We start from the raw sequence: 18,047 nt of genomic DNA on the forward strand, positions 1-18,047 counted from the left end.
TTCCTCCTCATCCAGTTACCTGTCTTTCCTATCATAGCATATCCCCTGCTTGAAAGATACCTCTTCCTGCAATTTCTGCAGGCGGACATTGGTTTCTTCCCCTGTATTCCCTCGGGGTACACCCTACCATCATGCGGAACTGTCTGTTGAAATTGGAAAGATTCCGGAATCCGCAGTCGAAAGCTGCCCCGGAGATGCTGCTTCCGGAAAGAATCTCTTCGCAGGCCTTTTGGATCCGCAGTCTGTTCAGGTACTCTGCCGCTCCCATTCCGGCCATCTCCCGGAATTTCTGCATAAAGTAGCTCTGGCTTAAATTCACCTGCCCTGCCAGATCTGCAATGGTAATATTTTCAGCATAGTGGATCGACATATAATCAATGGCCGCCTTGATCTCCACGTTCTGCACAGGCTCCCTGTTTCCGGACACCAGGTCACCTTCATAAAAGAACCATAAAAGCCGCAGAAGTTCTCCTTTCATCAGAAGATCTGCCTCCGCACTGTTCTCTCTTGCACAGCGGATCACTGTATCTGCACATTCTCTGATTTCCTTGTAACACACATTTTTCTCCTCAGCGATCTGCAGGCAGGCCCTGCCAAGGCAAAGAGGATGCACCATCTTTCGGTAACTCCGGTCCTCCCCGTTTCCGAACATATCACTACTAAACACTACGGTGTCATAGAACAGTCTGTCATCAGTGGTAATGGCATGCAACAATTCTGGCTGGATCAGCACGATATCACCAGCCTTTGCCTCTGTTTTCTTTTCCCCAAGACGTACCACACCATTTCCTTCTGTGATCACATTCAGCTCCCATTCCCTGTGCCAGTGCAGGGGCACAAAGGGGAAGTAATCAGGGATCCGGCTGGAGTAATAACTGTAGGGGATCAATATTGAACTGTGTACTCTCTTCTCTTTTTCCATATCTGCTTTCTGTCATCCTGCTTTTGTTTGTTCTGCAATGTGATGGAATCTTCTTTTGGATATCCGCAGTAGAATCATACCAGTTTTTCGTAGAATTTCAGTTGAATGATTCCTTTTCTAATAGTATTGTATCGTTATAAGGAAGAAGAAACAACTTCTTTTTCATCTTCGGTCGAAACACATTTCCGCAAAAACGGAAACACTATTTTTAAGGAGGAATCTCTCATGAGCACAACTGTAAAACAGCCCGCATGGCTTGACAATGCTGTTTTTTATGAAATCTATCCCCAGTCTTTCTGCGATACCAATGCCGATGGTATCGGTGATATCAACGGTATCATCAGTAAGCTGGATTATATCAAAGAACTTGGATGTACTGCCATCTGGCTGAATCCCTGCTTCCAGTCCCCTTTTGGCGATGCTGGTTATGATGTAGAGGATTATTATACCGTAGCACCCCGTTATGGTACCAATGAAGATCTGGCAAATCTGTTCGCCGAGGCTCATAAGCGTGATATGCATGTAATCCTGGATCTGGTTCCCGGCCATACCGCTGTTACCTGCAAATGGTTTCAGGAATCCATGAAGGCAGAAAAGAATGCCTATACAGACCGCTATGTATGGACAGACAGCGTCTGGGAATCCCCTGACAATATGGGCTGTATCCGTGGCATTTCTCCCCGTGACGGTTCCTGTATCGTCAACTTCTTCTCCCATCAGCCTGCCCTGAACTACGGCTTCTACAAGCCGGATCCGGATAAAAAATGGCAGCAGTCCATGAATGATGAGGGTCCTCTTTCCACCCGGGAAGAGCTGAAAAATATCATGCGTTTCTGGCTTTCCATGGGCTGTGACGGCTTCCGTGTGGATATGGCCGGCTCCCTTGTCAAAAATGATGAAGACGGCAAGGGTACGATTGCACTCTGGCAGGATATCCGTACCTTTTTAAATGAAGAATTTCCTATGGCTGCCATGGTCAGCGAATGGGGCGAACCTGACAAGAGCCTGATCGGCGGCTTCCACATGGACTTTCTGCTTCACTTTGGTCCTTCCCATTACAATGATCTTTTCCGCTGTGAGGAGCCTTATTTTTCAAGAAGGGGACTTGGCAGTGCCAGAGAGTTTATTAAAACCTATCAGGGTAACTATGAAAAGACAAATGGAAAAGGACTGATCTGTATTCCTTCCGGTAATCATGATATGGATAGAATGGCAAGACGGCTGGAGCCGGAAGAAATGAAGGTTGCCTTTGCGTTCCTCCTTTCCATGCCGGGCGCACCTTTTATTTACTATGGTGATGAGATCGGTATGCGTTATGTGGAAGGGCTGACTTCTGTTGAAGGCGGCTATGAGCGTACCGGTTCCCGTTCCCCCATGCAGTGGAATAAGATGACCAATGCCGGTTTCTCCACTGCCGCAGCAGAAAAGCTTTATATTAAGCAGGATGAAAGCAAAGACCGTCCGGATGCGGAAAGCCAGATGAACGACACCTCTTCCCTCCGCAGCACCGTAAAACATCTGATCGCTCTTCGTATGGCGCATCCTGCACTGCAGAGCAAGGCTGCCGTTACATTCCTGAAGGATGACTATCCTATGGTTTACCAGAGAAGCTGCGGGGAAGAAACCATCCTTGTGATCATCAATCCTGCCGGGAAGCCTGCCTTTGTTCCTGACACTGCCGGCGAGATCCTGACTACGGTTGGCGGCAATGCTGTCCTTGAAAAAGGTGGTGTTTCTGTAGACGGTGGAACCGCTGTTTATGTAAAGCTGATTTAAGGCCGGATGGTATCAGAACAGGCTGAACTATTCTTGCTTTTTGCTGATTTATATGCTATCCTTGAGTAGAGGAAAAAGCCAGAGAAGCGGCCTACCCTCTATAGTTTAGCTTTTATACCAAGCCGTCAACTAGTGCGAGTAGTTGGCGGCTATTTTCTACCTTTGAAGATTGCATAACACAATCCAATAAGGGTAACAATGAACATACTGAACTCTATAAGCTCTGAATATGTAACCATTGGCATCGCCCTCCTTTCTTTCGTCTGGAGGGATTAGCCCCTCCATATTAGAGGGTGCCACCTTTGCTCTCTGACTTTCCTTAATTAGCATTATATCAGACATGTTTCAGCCTGTAAACCGTAATATAATAACAATATTATCATCAAACCAACAATAAATTAGGAACAAAAAACGGAAGAAATGACGTAAAAGCAGGTATAAAACAGGGCTGTCGTCCAGGTAAATTTACCCATCTGACAGCCCTCTTCTTTTTGCAGAAGTGTTTTTCTCTTTATGCCATTCCATTTGCCATCTTGTATTTGAACAGCATCTCCGCATGATTCTGCTCTTCGATCTGGATATCGGCCAGCAGTTTTCGGATCTTGCTCTCTCCAAAGACAAATACATCTGTATTATATTCTCCAGATACCAGCTTCTCCGTGCCAATACAGTCAGTAGCCAGAAATGCATCATGCTCTTTGTCAGCATTGCTGCTCATGGATGAATATGCCGCCTTGGGTGTGTAATCCCTTCCCTGACTGTCATTGCAGTCACAGTCCGGTACACTGCCATTCAGTACCTGCGAAAGGGAATCATAATGCTTCTGCTCCTCCTTCTGTAGTCTGGAAAAGAGGTTCTTCAGCTCCGGGTCTTTGGCTTCCTTTGCATATTTTCCATACTTTTCCACACAGCTTTTTTCCTGTGTCTGCAGATCTTCGATCGCTGTTCTTTCTTTTTCCTTTAATATCATTGCATTCCACTCCTTCACCTGTTTTTACAATGATATTATGGATCAGAATTTCATTTTCTATTCCCTGAGAGAAAGCAATTCTTCTGCCATGGAGTAAAATTCCTCCTCTACTTCCCGAAACGGATGCTCTGCAAGATCCGGCTCCGAGCAGATTGCTACCTTTTCTATGGGCATCCTTCCATTTAGCATAGCCGGCATCTCGTTACTGAGTATTTCATTATCAATCTGCTTCCAGCACCGGTTCTCTTCTGCTGTCAGATCACCAAGACCAAATTTTTCAAAAATCACCTGCATGATCTGCGATTCAATCTCACGATATCCCTGCAGATGCTCCTTCACCGGCCTGATAATATCAGAAAGGTAAGCCTCACTGGCATCATGCAGAAGGCAGGCAAGCACCAGTCTATCTGACCATCCACGTGCCTTTGCCTCTCTGGCACAGTTCACACTGTGCTGTCCTACCGAATAGAAGTAGGTCACCTGTCCGCCGCCCCGGCAAAGCAGGCTTAAGGCATGGGCAATGTCCCGGAGACTTACATCCTCCTCTGTCATTAGCATGGGATCAAACTGTTTCCCCGTATATGTGTTCATTGTACTCATATAAAGCTTCTCCTTTTCATTGAAAAACAGTCTGCACCAGTACCATATAAAGAATGGTGCCGCCTGCAATACTCAGAAATCCATAGGATATCCCCAGAAATAAAAATCCGATACAAATAGACAGCGCATAAGGAAAAGCTGCCTTCAGTGCTTTCTTTTTCACTGTCAGTTAACCCCTCTCACAGGTAATCACATCCTGTGTTTATCTCACAAAAAATGCCGCTATGGCATAAACAGCAATGCTGATGAAACAGTACAGAGAATTGGTCGTTGCAATATAAGTAGACCCTTCCTCCGTTTTCACAAAAGTCTGCAGACTGAATGTCGCCGGTGCTGACATATAGATCAGAACTGCCAGATCAAGAAGCTGATTTCTTCCTGCGAACCGGTGTACTACAGCCAGAACTCCAAGAATCATCACCGCCTGCACAGCCATACGCAGCAGCAGTGTTTTCAGACAGGGGATCATAAGTGCCCTGTCCGGTTTCAGCTCATATCCTACAATCAGGAGGATAATGGCTGACAGAGGACTGGTAATCATGGACTCACATATCAGGTACAGGTCTCCGGCACTGCTCTCCAGAAGTTCTCTGACTATGCCGGTAAGCCCACACAAAATACCAAGTACGGTAGCAATAAATGCCGGATTCTTCACAGCGTCCAGACATATGTCACGCACTCCCATCTTTTCAGAGCCATCTACTGCCCGGAGCAGACTCATATAAACGCTGAACCCGAACAACAGTCCTGCAATATCCAGTACTGCAATCTGTGACAGATTCTCTGTACCGCACAGATTCGTATACAACGGATATGCCATCATGCCGCCCTCATACACGCTGACCAGAAACGGTACATACTTCCGGTATGGCGGCTTTACAAACCCCTTAACCAGAAAACCTGCCCCAAAGGAGATAAGCAGCATGCAGAACATGATCAGTACAATTTTAAAAATACTGCTGCTATAATCTGCCGTAGACAGTGCATGAAAAATTGCTACCGGCAGAATAATCTTTGTGGCAAGAAATTTCAATCCATTTATACTTTCCTGCTTCAGCCAGCCTCTGGCCTTGCAGAAGGCACCAAGTCCCATCATCAGCAGAACCGGCAGAAGTGCCTCTAATATCTTAATCATCTGTATTTTCCTTTCTTTTTCCTATACCTTCCTATACAGCAGGCTTCGCTCCAAGAATATCGCTGATAACTTCCGCCTTCAGATTTTCACCGATCACAATAAGAACCTCCTGTCCGGTTCCGATCGGCCTCAGTTCGACCACGCTACGTGTAGCATTCAGCTGCAGCCATCCACTGCCTTTCCTAATAAATCCCTTAATACGGAATACGTTGCCACAGGCTGGATCCAAAAGGATCTTCACTGCTGCTTCCTTCAGCTTTTCCTCTGAAATCTCTGCATTCATAAAGTAAACAGAATCAAATCCCCTGTAATCCCCAGCATCCAGCTTGCAATAGCTTTCCAACCGGTAGCCGCAGTGAAAAACAGCATCCAGTGCCTTTTCAGAAAGCTGTTCCATATTTTCAGCAATGACATCCTCATTTGTCAGCTGTCTTTTACATTTGATCTTCGCAAGCGCCTGATTCAGATGCTGCACCGTTCCGTCAATCTGCCCCGGATCAGCTTCATCTGCATGGCTTATGATAACCTTTCCTGCATCAGCCACCTCAGAAGCCAGCAGATAATCTGACTCCTCGGAAAGCCGCAGATTTAACAGGGCATCTACGATCGTGATCACATTTCCGATCTCATACCACTGATCCAGTGGATCCTCCCTTAAAGAATCAAAAAATTCATCCACATCAAAAATGCCGGACGGTTCTACGATCACTCTGTCATAGCCGCTCATTCCCATGGCGATCAGCTTAGTCTTGAATCTTCTGATATGGCAGTCTTTATCACATCCGCCGGACACCATTTCCAGATCACACTGCTCTCCCAGAAGCTCCTGCAAAAGCAGCATGTCTACATTTACTGCCCCAAAATCATTCTCCAGAATACCTATCTTCAGTCCCTGATCCATCAGGTACCTGGCATATTTTTTGATAAAGGTTGTTTTTCCAGATCCCAAAAAGCCCGTAATTAAATCTATGGTTATCATTCTTCACCTCTTCTGCCTTTCTGTATGACAGATCAGAAATTATCTTCCTGAATCAACTTTCCTATACAAAAAAGAACTTCAACAAAAATTATAAGTCATTGAAGTTCTTTCATCAAGCAGATCTGTGCTTCTCATTTCGTGTTTTGCAAAGTCGTTATCACTTCTGTTACGCTGTTTTGTGAATCTTAGCATACCTTTTGTCTTTCCTTCCGGAACCTGATCAGTCTTACGACCACATAAATAATCAATGCATACAGAGTCGAGCACAGTGCGACAGCCACATTTGGTCCAAGCTTGGTAATTTCATTCACATGATGCAGGACATACAGCATCTGAATCATTGTTTCCATGACACTAAACGGGATCACCAGCGCTTCTGCTACCCTCAGAAATCCCATCAGTGTCTTTTCCACTGCGATCATCCCAAAGGCAAGACATCCAAGTACCAGAAAAAAGAGGCTTGGCACATCGATATAATATCCAATTTTAACTCCACTTCCACCCCCAACGCTCTGTACACCAAGTCCAAGCAGTATGATCAGTACAACTGCCAGGATAATTCCAAAAATAAATTCTGCCTTTCCATTCTTCCTGCTGTCTGCAATTAAATTCATCATATTTTCCTCCGCTTTCTTTGAATACTCCGTATCCACAATTTTTTCTCCGGACAATAATTCATTAACATTACTGTCCAATGCTTCACAGAGAGTTCCAAGCAGCGTGATCTCAGGCAGACTGTTGCCGCATTCCCACTTAGAAACCGTCTTGTCACTGACGCATAGTCTGTCTGCAAGTTCCCTTTGTGTCATCCCCTTTTCTTTTCTCAGCTTTGCAATAAAGTTTCCTATCTTTTTCTGATCCATCTGCTTTTCCTCTCTTTCTGCTTCTGCTGTCAGTATAACGGCAGCTGACCATAGAATCAACCTACAGTTGGGAGAGCTACTCTCTCTTTCGTGGAATCTATCCTCTCCCGCCGTAAAGAATTCTCTCTGTTCCGGATATGCTTTCCACCCATATCAAGGTCGCTGAAGCTTTTTTCATTTCTGGACATCAACCAGTTCATTTTGTGTACAAAAAAAGAAAGACCCGGATCTCTCCAGGTCTCTCCATCTTATTTTATCTTTCATTAAGCACGAAGCTTAAACTTGTCAAGCAGTTCATTTAAGGTAGCTGCTGATGCGGAAAGCTCTTCACTGGTTGCTGAAGTTTCCTGAGCTGCTGCTGAATTAGACTGGATAACATCATTGATATCCTCTACACCCTTACGGATCTCCTTAACAGATACAGCCTGTCTGTCAGATGCAGTTCTGATATTGGCAACCTCCTGAATGATCTTGTCGAGCTCATTCATGACTTCCTTCATGGCATCACCGGTTTCCTTGGTAACCTTATTACCAACCTCAACCTCATTTAATGACTCTTCAATCAGTTTCTTCGATTCTACTGCAGAATTTGCACTTTCTTCTGCAAGCTGTCTGATCTGGTCAGCTACTACTGCAAATCCACGTCCTGCCTCTCCTGCACGTGCTGCCTCGATAGAAGCATTCAGGGAAAGGAGATTGGTCTGAGATGCGATATTTTCAATATCAGCAATGATCTTTTCAATATTCTGGGTAGTGATGTTGATCTTCTTCATAGCATCAACAAGCTCGTCCATCTTCTTCTGGCTGTTAGCAGCCTCCACCCCTACCTGCTTAGCTTTATCATGTACAATATCAGTAGATTTAGTGTTCTCTAATACCTGATTGGTTACCTCATCAACGGTTGCTACCAGTTCTTCAACCGCTGCCGCCTGGTTTGTAGCCCCCTCTGCAATATCCTGTGCGCTCTCAGCAAGCTGGTTACTTCCTGCGGATACCTGCTCAGCAGAATCCTGAATACCGTGCATCGTAGAGCTTACCTTATCAACCATTGCATTCAGTTCATCCAGAACGCTACGCAGCCTTCCTACATAAGCATCCGGACAGGAGCTTTGTACATCAAAATTTCCATCAGAAAACTGTCTGACAATACTATACAGATCAAGAACAACCTTATCAAGAACCCCTGCTGCTGTTTCAAAGCTGTCTGACAGTTCTCCCAGCTCATCCTCGGCCTCATAGGGAACTCCTATTTCAAAATCACCGGAAGAAATTTTCTCGGATGCCACAACCAGATTTTTGATCGGTTCAACCAGTGTTTTACTCAGAATACTCTGTAACCGCACATTGTTAAACCAGATACTTACCAACACGATCACGACAATAATTGCCATTCCTACATAATTCTTAGCCTGGATCATACCAACAAATCCAATTGCTGCCAGCATAAGATATGCAATCAATATAAATTGGAATATAAGACTGAGCTTCTTCGCTATCGGCCTGTCCTTTATCATTTTTTCAATTTTTTTCATTTGTCATCGCTCCTTTTGTCTTAGCTTCATCTATAGATTCTATTCTAATTTCTTCCTCATCTTCCGTCAAGAAAAATATAAAAATACAATACTCTTTCAGATACGGTTTTTCCCATCTTGTTTCTACATCTGGAATTTTTCTATTATCTTGCGGAGCTGGCCGATACTTTCCCTGCACTCATTAAGCAGTGCATATCCTTCTGCTGTTTTGGACGCTGCTTCTGTAGATTTCTCTGCAATCTGATTTACCCCCTCTGCAGACTGGCTTACCGTTTCACTGACGTTTTCAATAGACTCTGCTATATCGCTTATTTTACTATCCAGATCTGCAATTTCCTGATTGATCCTGCTCATTGCTTCCGCAAAGGTATTGGCATCTGTCTGATATTCTTCTCCAATCTGTCTGAAGGAATTATAGTCCAGCACAACTGTGTTCTCAAGGAAGTCCATGATCCTCGTAATGCAGTCCGTCATATTTTCAACCGCACCATTAACCTCTTCCACCATTTCATTGATACCGTTTACTGTTTCAAAGGTCTGGTTGGAAAGATTACCAATCTCTGTTGCCACGACTGCAAATCCTTTTCCCGCTTCACCTGCACGCGCTGCTTCAATGTTTGCATTCAGTGCAAGCAGATTTGTCTGAGAGGAAATCTGTCTGATATTATCAGTCAGATTATTGATCTGTTCCACTGCCTTTGATCTTTCTATGGCTTCCTGCGTCTTACCTTTCATTTCCTGATAGATTTCCATTGCCTTGTTGCTGGAATCCACGGTAGTACGCTGCAGTCTGTCTGCTCTTCCCTTTACCTCTCCGGAGGTTTCCTTTCCTTCTTTTGACAGACTTCTGATCTCCTCCGTACTCTGCTTAATCCCGTTGATATTCTCTGTGATCATCGAGGTACTTGCAGTAGTTTCTTCCATTCCGGCAGCCATTTCCTGTGTCGTGGCTGAATTATCCTCTGCCATTTCACTGTTTGTCTGCATAATCTCATTCAGCTTGTCCATATCTGTCAGGATAGCCGTTTCAGTTTCTGTAATATCACTCACAAAGCTGCGGAATACCTTTCTCATATCACCGACAGCACAGGCCATCATGCCGGTTTCATCCTTCCTTTTGGTAAGCTTCTCTCCGTTTTCAGTCTTTTTAAAATTCAGATCCGCAGTCTGCCTTATGACTGCTGTAATTCCCGAAATCGGTTTGCCAATATTTATACTTATGATCACTCCAAGTACGATACTGAGCAGCAGACATACCAGTACAATCCCACTAAGACCTGCTGACAGGCTTACAGCACCTTCTGTGATCTCTGCGCGCGGTGCCGTCAGTGCCAGATACATGCCATTACTAAGCTCATAGAAAACAATATTTTCTTTTTCTTTTTGGGAAGTATAATCCATGATCTTACCGGCATTTTCAGGATTACACAGGAATTCCTGATCTGCCTGTGTAAATCCGAGCTGGTCCAGCCCTGTCCCATTATCAAGCTCCGGATGATACATGATCTTTCCATCCGCATTGTACAGGAAGGAATATCCTGTTTCAAACGCTTTTACACTTTCTGCCATTCCGGTAATCTTGGAGAAATCAATATCCATACCTATGATACCTACAGACTCCCCGTCAGCATATAGTGGAACCACGTAGGAAATCATATAAATATTAACATTTCCATTCAGATAGGGCTCCATCCAGATCGGCGCACCATTCTGCACCGGTATGTAATACCAGCCCACATGTTCCAGATCTGTTTTCTCATACATAGTGAAATCCGTTGGTGTTGAACTGGTAAATGGCTCCTCTGTACTGTTTCTAGTCAGAAAAATCCCTGATGTAGGAGCTGTGAAATCAGGATTATACCGTACATAAACGCAAATTGCACCATTGGTGTTTTCTCCAAATTTAACCACATCACTCATCAGAGATTCTGTATATTGTGTTACATATGTATTATTTCCTTTAAATTTTGAAAAATCCAGTCTTTCCATTGCAATGCTGCTTAAGGTATCCACTGACTGGGCGATTTGGGCGATCTGTGCATTGATCTCGCTTTGTCCATTCAGGCATGTCAGTGTCATTTCTTTTTCTGCACCCTGATCGGAAGTCTGACAAATATCCTTGATACTCAAAAATCCAATAGAAGCAGAAGAAAGCAATGTGCATATGATAATGCCTGCAATAATTTTTGCTTTAATTGATTTCATGATTCTTACCCCCCATGATTTACTTCTTCTTAAGAATACTATATTGACCGTCATTTTTCAATATAGCGTTGCACTTTTGACATTTTATCTTAAACTTTTTCAAATACTCCTTTTGCTCATCTGTAATCCGGTAGCTTTCCCTTGCCTTCTGTATTGTCTTATTCTGAACCCACCGGTCCAGTCTTTTCTCCTCTATATAGGGAATTGTTTTTTCCCACTGTCTGGCAAGTGCTGTTGCAAAAAACCAGGCTGTCATCATATTCACATAATACTCATCAGAGTGGACTGCGGCAGGTATCTCCAGATACTCCTCTCTGAAATCCCCCTCAAGGAAATGCGTCATCAGCATTTTCATGCCAAACCGGCACGTATAAGGTTCCCTGGATGCGGACCATTTTCTGATCCTGCCTATCAGATCTTCTCTGTTCTTTCTAAATACCCTTGGAGAAAAAATATCGCAGACTGCCCAGTTATCCACAAAAGGCAGGAATCTGTCTACTGCCTCTACACATTCCTGATAATCGTTTATATCCGAAACCAACAGTGCGTGCAGTATGTTTTCATCATAATAGGTATGCGGCAGGCACTGCAGAAACTCTCTACTCTCCTGCTCCTTTGCATAGCTCTTTGCCAGCTTTCTCATCGTAGGTATTCTTACCCCTATGATCGTTTCCCTGTCAATTTCAGGAATCAGTTTACTCTGAAAATCCCTGTATTCCTTATCCTGCAGTGCAAATAACTGTTCCTGTATCTTCATCACATCTCCTCTGGATACTTAAGTCCCCATTCCCTTCTGAGTCCTGTCATAATATCCATTACATCCTTTGTATAGTTCAGATACATTTCTGTTTCATCCCCACTCTCAACAGCTCTTTCCATATCTGTCATTTCATAAAAAAGTGCATCCTCGGTCTTACCACAGGAGATTTCTTTCTTCTCACCGGTACTTGCATCCACGATCTTTGCCCTGTCCGCTCTTGGGTATTCCATGATTTCTATATATCCCTTTTCGCAGCTGATCATAGCACGCTTGGGCTGCTTGGAATGCAGGGAAAGGGCAACTGTCGCCATCTGCCCGTCTTTATTCTTCAGAAGGATCGCCGCCTGCTCATCCGACCCTGCCGGAGACGGTTTCCACTGGCTTACGATATCAGCAGGCTTCTCTGTCATAAAGCTCCTCACGATAGAAAGGGCATAAACACCAATATCCAGAAGAGCACCTCCTGCCAGATTCATATTGAAGAAACGGTTCTTCATATCATATTCCTTAAAGCTTCCAAAGTTCACAGTGATCATCTGGACTTTGCCAAGCTCACCACTTTCCACAATCTCCCAAAGCTTTTTATAGATCGGCATATGCCAGATTGTCATAGCCTCTGCCAGAATCAGATGTTTTTCTCTGGCAAGGGCGATCATCTCATCCAGCTCTTCGCTGTTCAGGGTAATGGATTTCTCCACCAGGAGATGCTTTCCATGCTCCAGTGCTTTTTTCATAAATCCATAATGGGTATTATGAGGGCTTGTGATATAAACGATATCCACTGCCTCATCCTCAAACATATCAGCGATCTGCGGGTACACCTTCTGAATGCCATACCTCTTTGCAAACTCTACTGCCTTTTCGTAGGTTCTGTTGCCTACCGCATATAACGGTTTTCCCATTTTCTGCAGTGCCTGTGCCATCTGGTTTGCAATAACTCCCGTTCCAAGAACTACCCAGTTTAACTTTGTGCCCATAGTAACCTCCTACATGCTTATATTTGAGTGTATTCGAATATATTTAAACAGACTTGAATGTATTTATTTCTTTCTTACGTCTTACCAATTGTCATAACTCTTTTTTATATTATCATTTCTGCTGTATCTGCTCAATATCCTGCCCGGTTTCTCTCGTCAATTTTTCTTACCACTTTTTATTGTCAATTTCCTTGCCAATTTCTCCTGTCCTGAATTCTTTGTCCTTTGAATCATTAAAGAAAATAGGTTTTGATATAGGAATCTACAACTTTGATATTTAAAGGAGCTGTACTCGTTTCATGTGTAATAATCAGGCTCTCTCCCAGTAAGTATCCGTTCTTTTCATATAAATCAAGTTTACGCATATTGGAAGCAACATAATTCTCGTCATCCATTTTCCCAAGATGTTCATAAAGAAACATTTTTCCTGTCCTTTTATTTATAACAGTAAAATCAGGTCTGCATGTCACTATTCTTCGTTCAAAAACTCCTCAATCTGCTCTTCCACAGTCTTGAAAAGCGGTTTCACATGCTTTTTACGAGCCTTACATAAGCTTTCAAAACATTTTTCAAGTTCTCTGGAACTATAGTTTTTCTCAAGTTCACGTAAAATCTGCAGCCTCTTTTTTAGCGCCACCTGCAATTTTTCATCATATTCTCTCTGTATGATTCCCTGTATTGTATTCATCTGCTTTTTATTTGCATATTTCCCGTTTATAAAAAATTGATCTGTTCCATTACTGCTTGTACACCGTAGCGTTCCGCCTGGCAAACCCTTAAGTTCATTTTCAAGACATATTTACTTGTCAAGAAGAATACGGCTATTTATTCTTCATTTATTTCTGGGGCAGTAAATATTCTTGCCCTACATATATATGCTCTAACACTATTACTGCTTATCTACTCCTTCTCTCTTTATAGGCAGTATATATTTGATATCCCCAGGGTACCTGTTCTATTTAACACCCTATTTATACCACCTCACAATTACTTTTTCTGTTTCAGGCAGTAAAAGCTTTATTTATGCTTTTCTGACTAATTTTTACTGCTTTTGCTTATCTTTCGTGTTTCGAGCAGTACGATTAGGTAGCAAGCAAGCCGAGAGCAGTATGATTGTCCAAACCAAGTTCTAATATTGAAATATCTGGCACGGAAGTGTGCCCTAAATATGACCTAAATATAGGCAACCTCTTTCCATATTCCGTCTATCAGTTCATCTACCCGATGCCAAGATCCCTCCTCCCACTTCTGAATGCAAAACCATTCACCTGTTTGAAGTTCACTGTCACTTCCATTAATAATTTCAATATCTCCCTCATAATTTTTATATTTGATCATTATCATAGTCACATCCGGCAAAGTATTCACCGGAGCTTCGTTGAAAGACATTGCCATTGATGTTTTCTCCGGATAGAAAATGTGCTCCAAATACTCCATTAGTCTTAACGAAGCATCTGCCCCATTGTCTGCAAGACCGTACTGATAAAAAAAGCTGTCAACTGTCAAACCATCCTTATAGGGCGTTACCGACTGCAATTTATTTTCCTCTGCATCCTGCAGTTTCATGCTATATTGATAACCAACCCTTGCATTTTCTGCACATTCTGCTGTAAAATCCAACTGCGAATAGAGTTTGATTAAATCATTATATGCAGAAGTTTCTGCAGTAAGTGTTATCTGTTCTCCCGTATTCCCGTTTGTCACTACAATACTGAAAACTTTAGAAGTATCTACCATAGCAGTTTGGGCTATAGGTTTTTCTTCTGGATTATTACCATTTTCTCCTTGACTTTCAAAAGGTAATGCTGTCTGCTCTTCTTCCAACAACATGGTACGATATTCATTCTCAGGAATTAACTGCATATGCCCGGTATCATATCCGCAATCCAAAACACACTCATGCCACAATGGGACATCATCGTAATCATACACATATGCAAAGATGTATCTTCCCTTTCCGTCTGATTCTAAAATGGGTTGATCAGAAGGAGCACCTGAATAATACCAGGGAACAAGGGCGAAGTTCCAATTCTGCTCTCCACCTATCCAATCATTCAGCAAAAGCCCGTAGCTTCCATATTTTTCACTCATAATACCATAGATTTCAAACCGACCTGACCCATCACTTGCCATTTTAATGAGAACATCCGCATTCGGTTTAAACTCTACTGTATTATTCCATGGATAAGCATTCTCCAAACCAATGGTACTAACCACCCGGTTCAATTCTTCATAAACTGCGTCCTCATTCGCATCCGGTTCTTGTGGTCCTTCCAAATTCTGAGGTGTTACTGAATTCTGCTCTTCAGCACTTTCTCCATTGGAATCATTATCACCCTTTGTTTTAGATGCAATTCTTACCTCTACACCGCGAACCATAACATAAACATCGATATCCTCTGCTGTGGGATTCTGCATATTTACACCAATTTTAAACCACGCACCTTTCTCTACATCCATTTTTGCCGGTGCGACCGCTGTAATATAAATAGGTTCATCATAAGCATTTTCTTCTTTTACTTCGACCGGCAAAAGAATCACTTCCGTATCTCCAAGATGTCCACCTTTTGCAATTGTCAACGTATTTCTCTTTGGACATATTTCTTCATCAGAATAATAAAAGCCTGTTTCGCTTCTTGCCGGAATCGTGATTCTGATTTGATATTCTTTTGCAGGATTCGTCAGAAAACAAATTGCTACAATAGCACATACCACGATTGCGGCAATCGTAATCCAAAAGGTCGGCTTTTTATAATTCAATACTGTTTTCACTCTTTCCTTTACTCCCACTTCTCCAAACGCCAAGGGACACGCCATTACCAGATGTCTCTGCGTTGCACAAAACAACAATACTCTGGAATACTCCTTCTTATCCCCAAAACTCATATCCTTAATTACTTTTTCATCACAAGCCAGTTCAATATCCTTGCACAGCATAATATAGGCAATCCAGCACAACGGATTGAACCAATAGATACACAAAAGCAGGTATCCAAAAGGCTTCCATAAATGATCTTTTCTTTTTAGGTGCGCCCTTTCATGTGCAATAATATAATCCATCTCTTCCTCACTTAAAGCAGAGGAAAGATAAATCCTTGGCTTGATAATACCCAAAATGAATGGGGACTTTACTGCATCACAAATATAGATGTTTTCTTTGTAGCGCACCGCTTCCCTTACACGTAGGCGCAATTTTATCATACTCACCAGTGCAAAAATAAGAAGTACTACCATTCCGCACAGCCAGACACTTCCTGCGATTTCTGTCGCTATCTGTAATGGAGCCACACTTTCTGTTTCCTGATATGCAAAGGCTTCTGCCAATAAGGGATTTACAGTATTTTCTACAACACCTATGTTACTGTCTACGGACGGTACATAAGGTATCAGTTCTCCCTCTACCATAGTACTGGTTCTGATAGGCTCTGCACTTAGTTGCAGACTAAATGCACTTTCTATGGAAAGCGGAAATATCAGTCGGATTGCTACCACACCCCATAATAAACAGGTAATCCACTTAGGTATTTTCCTGAATAAAAGGCGAATGCATAATACTGCTAAAATCAGCCAACTGGCTGTGATGCTCATATTCAGCAGTTTTAAAAAAATATCTCCCATACTCACTTTTCCTCCGCCTGGTCAATCATCTTACGAATTGCCTCAGCTTCTTCCGGTGTCAGTTTTGCATCCTGCGTAAATGCTGCAATAAATGCCGGAAGAGAACCCGCAAAGGTGTCTTCTATATACTGTCTGCTCTGTCTGGCATAAAATTCCTCTCTGGATATTACGGCTGTTACCAGTCCGTTTTCATTCTGAAACAATCCCTTATCAATCAATCTTCTCAAAACATTGTGTGCAGTTGTGCGCTTCCAGTTAAACTGCACTGCCGTCATCTTTACCAGTTCCGATGAAGTAACCGGTTCATGCTCCCAAATCATATCTGCATATCTTGCCTCAATCACACCTAATTGAATTTCCATAAAGTATCCTCCTTTAACGCAACAGACCACAAGCAGTGGTCTTATTTATAGACTACCGCTTGTGGTCTTGCCTGTCAATATGATTATATAATTTCCTATCTGCCACCTCTATCGCTCCTGTAATGATGGCTCTGTCTGTTGTTTTCTCGTTCCTTTACTTCCTGCGCCTTTCTTTGAATCCTTGCCTTTAAGCTGTCCGGTTCTGCCTTATTTCCGGCCTGCTGTTCCCACTTTGCAATCGCCGACTGATAATAGGTATATTCTGCTTTAGAAGCCTTAAATTTAACCAAGAACTCCTTCACATTCTTATATCCATAACTCTGCACGATACTTGACAAATACTGTTTCATATTGGCTATCTGTATCATTAACTGTTCTGCCTGCTCCTGCAACTCCTTACGCTGTTTTCCCTTGAAAATCCCTTTTGTTACGGCAATCTCCTTCTCAACACTTGCAAGCTGTTGATCCCTTTGACAAATGACTTTGTTCTGCTTTTCCATCTTATTATAAATATCCGCAAGCCTTGGATACTTGGAAACAAGCTCGGTCTTCTTTGGCATTTCCGGAATCAGTTCCGTTTTCGCCATCACAGGCTCATTAACTACCCGAACTTTCGTCTGCTCCGGCTCTGACTTTACAAACGCTTCCGTCACATTATCAGCCTTTTCCAAAGCCATTCTAAATACCTTACTAATCAGTAGCTCCAAAGCATATATCGCCGTCATAATCAGGCTTTTGAACAGTGCCGGATTTCTCCCCGACTTCTGAATGGAAGCCTTTGCTTTCTGTCCGATTTCATTCTGTTTTACTTCTAAAATCTGTTTCTCCGGCACACCGCTGACGAGTGCCCTGTCCACCGTCTGATTCCACATGATACGGTACCGATTATCTGTGCGTATCTGCTCAGCTTTTATTCTATTATTCAAAAGGATTCTAATATCCGATTTGACTTTGCACTTAGACTGGCAAATGAATTAGAAATTGACGTAAATGAGATATGCTCTGCCAGTCCCTTTTCCGGTGCAATCACAGAAGAAGAAATATATCCTACATTACCAAGCGGATTGAATGGTGCTCTTGACGAAAATCGTGTAAAAACGTATTTAAAAAATTCCATGTACCCGCTTATGTATCTCTTCGGGAAAAACAGTATGCCGGATGTGGATAATTTACTGACTTCCTTTTATCAGTTAGATGATGAAGCACGGAAAGAAGTAGTAGAGACGATTCAATTCAAGCTACAGTATCACAGAGATCCCGAACGGGCAGAACAGATAAAACAGATTAAAGGGTGGCTTGAGTTTCCACAAATTGCAATTCCAAAATGAAAAGAATGTCCCAAAGCACC

The 18,047-nt window shown here is 42.8% G+C and carries 19 protein-coding genes; 2 read left to right on the plus strand and 17 right to left on the minus strand.

The genetic code is table 11. The features are described 5' to 3' along the window. Window positions 1–31: 31 nt before the first annotated feature. Window positions 32–922: an AraC family transcriptional regulator gene (locus WJQ40_RS13250; protein ID WP_337540780.1), complete on the minus strand. Its 891-nt coding sequence runs from the start codon at window positions 920–922 to the stop codon at window positions 32–34. Window positions 923–1,147: 225 nt separating this feature from the next. Between WJQ40_RS13250 and WJQ40_RS13255 the strand changes: the two genes are divergently transcribed. Continuing rightward, window positions 1,148–2,698, plus strand: coding sequence for an alpha-amylase family glycosyl hydrolase (locus WJQ40_RS13255; RefSeq protein ID WP_337540781.1), 1,551 nt, complete (start codon window positions 1,148–1,150; stop codon window positions 2,696–2,698). Window positions 2,699–2,847: 149 nt separating this feature from the next. Here the strand turns inward: WJQ40_RS13255 and WJQ40_RS13260 are convergent, their stop codons facing one another. From WJQ40_RS13260 to WJQ40_RS13335, 16 genes are all read right to left on the minus strand, one after another. Continuing rightward, entirely contained in the window at window positions 2,848–2,943 is a 96-nt protein-coding gene (locus tag WJQ40_RS13260; RefSeq protein ID WP_337402636.1) for a putative holin-like toxin, read from the minus strand. A 266-nt stretch (window positions 2,944–3,209) separates the two neighbouring features. After that, window positions 3,210–3,668 (minus strand): ferritin-like domain-containing protein, encoded by a 459-nt coding sequence (locus WJQ40_RS13265; RefSeq protein ID WP_262575555.1) that lies wholly within the window; start codon window positions 3,666–3,668, stop codon window positions 3,210–3,212. Between the two features lie 57 nt (window positions 3,669–3,725). Then, window positions 3,726–4,268: a phosphohydrolase gene (locus WJQ40_RS13270; protein ID WP_337540783.1), complete on the minus strand. Its 543-nt coding sequence runs from the start codon at window positions 4,266–4,268 to the stop codon at window positions 3,726–3,728. 16 nt (window positions 4,269–4,284) lie between these two features. Next, window positions 4,285–4,431: a hypothetical protein gene (locus WJQ40_RS13275; protein ID WP_337540785.1), complete on the minus strand. Its 147-nt coding sequence runs from the start codon at window positions 4,429–4,431 to the stop codon at window positions 4,285–4,287. A gap of 39 nt (window positions 4,432–4,470) precedes the next feature. Further along, the gene (locus WJQ40_RS13280; RefSeq protein WP_337540787.1) at window positions 4,471–5,403 is read right to left on the minus strand and encodes an AEC family transporter; all 933 of its coding nucleotides are present in this window, start codon (window positions 5,401–5,403) and stop codon (window positions 4,471–4,473) included. Window positions 5,404–5,434: 31 nt separating this feature from the next. Then, window positions 5,435–6,382, minus strand: a complete 948-nt coding sequence (locus WJQ40_RS13285) for a GTP-binding protein (RefSeq protein ID WP_337540788.1) — start codon at window positions 6,380–6,382, stop codon at window positions 5,435–5,437. A 185-nt stretch (window positions 6,383–6,567) separates the two neighbouring features. Continuing rightward, window positions 6,568–7,245 (minus strand): helix-turn-helix transcriptional regulator, encoded by a 678-nt coding sequence (locus tag WJQ40_RS13290; protein WP_337540790.1) that lies wholly within the window; start codon window positions 7,243–7,245, stop codon window positions 6,568–6,570. 263 nt (window positions 7,246–7,508) lie between these two features. Further along, window positions 7,509–8,777: a HAMP domain-containing methyl-accepting chemotaxis protein gene (locus WJQ40_RS13295; RefSeq protein WP_337540792.1), complete on the minus strand. Its 1,269-nt coding sequence runs from the start codon at window positions 8,775–8,777 to the stop codon at window positions 7,509–7,511. A gap of 123 nt (window positions 8,778–8,900) precedes the next feature. Further along, complete coding sequence (locus WJQ40_RS13300) at window positions 8,901–10,982, minus strand: methyl-accepting chemotaxis protein (RefSeq protein ID WP_337540794.1); 2,082 nt, start codon at window positions 10,980–10,982, stop codon at window positions 8,901–8,903. Window positions 10,983–11,001: 19 nt separating this feature from the next. After that, window positions 11,002–11,739: a DNA alkylation repair protein gene (locus WJQ40_RS13305; protein ID WP_337540796.1), complete on the minus strand. Its 738-nt coding sequence runs from the start codon at window positions 11,737–11,739 to the stop codon at window positions 11,002–11,004. After that, complete coding sequence (locus WJQ40_RS13310; RefSeq protein WP_337540798.1) at window positions 11,739–12,719, minus strand: Gfo/Idh/MocA family oxidoreductase; 981 nt, start codon at window positions 12,717–12,719, stop codon at window positions 11,739–11,741. The genes WJQ40_RS13305 and WJQ40_RS13310 overlap by 1 nt, the downstream gene beginning before the upstream one ends. Before the next feature lie 233 nt (window positions 12,720–12,952). Next, window positions 12,953–13,141 carry a hypothetical protein gene (locus WJQ40_RS13315; protein WP_147371236.1) on the minus strand — a complete coding sequence of 63 codons (189 nt, stop codon included), beginning with the start codon at window positions 13,139–13,141 and terminating at the stop codon, window positions 12,953–12,955. A gap of 47 nt (window positions 13,142–13,188) precedes the next feature. Next, window positions 13,189–13,407: a hypothetical protein gene (locus WJQ40_RS13320; protein ID WP_147371235.1), complete on the minus strand. Its 219-nt coding sequence runs from the start codon at window positions 13,405–13,407 to the stop codon at window positions 13,189–13,191. 485 nt (window positions 13,408–13,892) lie between these two features. After that, complete coding sequence (locus WJQ40_RS13325) at window positions 13,893–16,337, minus strand: M56 family metallopeptidase (RefSeq protein WP_337540801.1); 2,445 nt, start codon at window positions 16,335–16,337, stop codon at window positions 13,893–13,895. Between the two features lie 2 nt (window positions 16,338–16,339). After that, window positions 16,340–16,699, minus strand: coding sequence for a BlaI/MecI/CopY family transcriptional regulator (locus WJQ40_RS13330; protein WP_337540803.1), 360 nt, complete (start codon window positions 16,697–16,699; stop codon window positions 16,340–16,342). A 95-nt stretch (window positions 16,700–16,794) separates the two neighbouring features. Then, complete coding sequence (locus tag WJQ40_RS13335) at window positions 16,795–17,571, minus strand: hypothetical protein (protein ID WP_337540806.1); 777 nt, start codon at window positions 17,569–17,571, stop codon at window positions 16,795–16,797. A 279-nt stretch (window positions 17,572–17,850) separates the two neighbouring features. Between WJQ40_RS13335 and WJQ40_RS13340 the strand changes: the two genes are divergently transcribed. Next, window positions 17,851–18,027 carry a hypothetical protein gene (locus WJQ40_RS13340; RefSeq protein WP_337540808.1) on the plus strand — a complete coding sequence of 59 codons (177 nt, stop codon included), beginning with the start codon at window positions 17,851–17,853 and terminating at the stop codon, window positions 18,025–18,027. The last annotated feature ends 20 nt before the right edge of the window (window positions 18,028–18,047 follow it).

Source organism: Suilimivivens sp. (assembly GCF_037359455.1).
Lineage (GTDB): Bacteria > Bacillota > Clostridia > Lachnospirales > Lachnospiraceae > Suilimivivens > Suilimivivens aceti.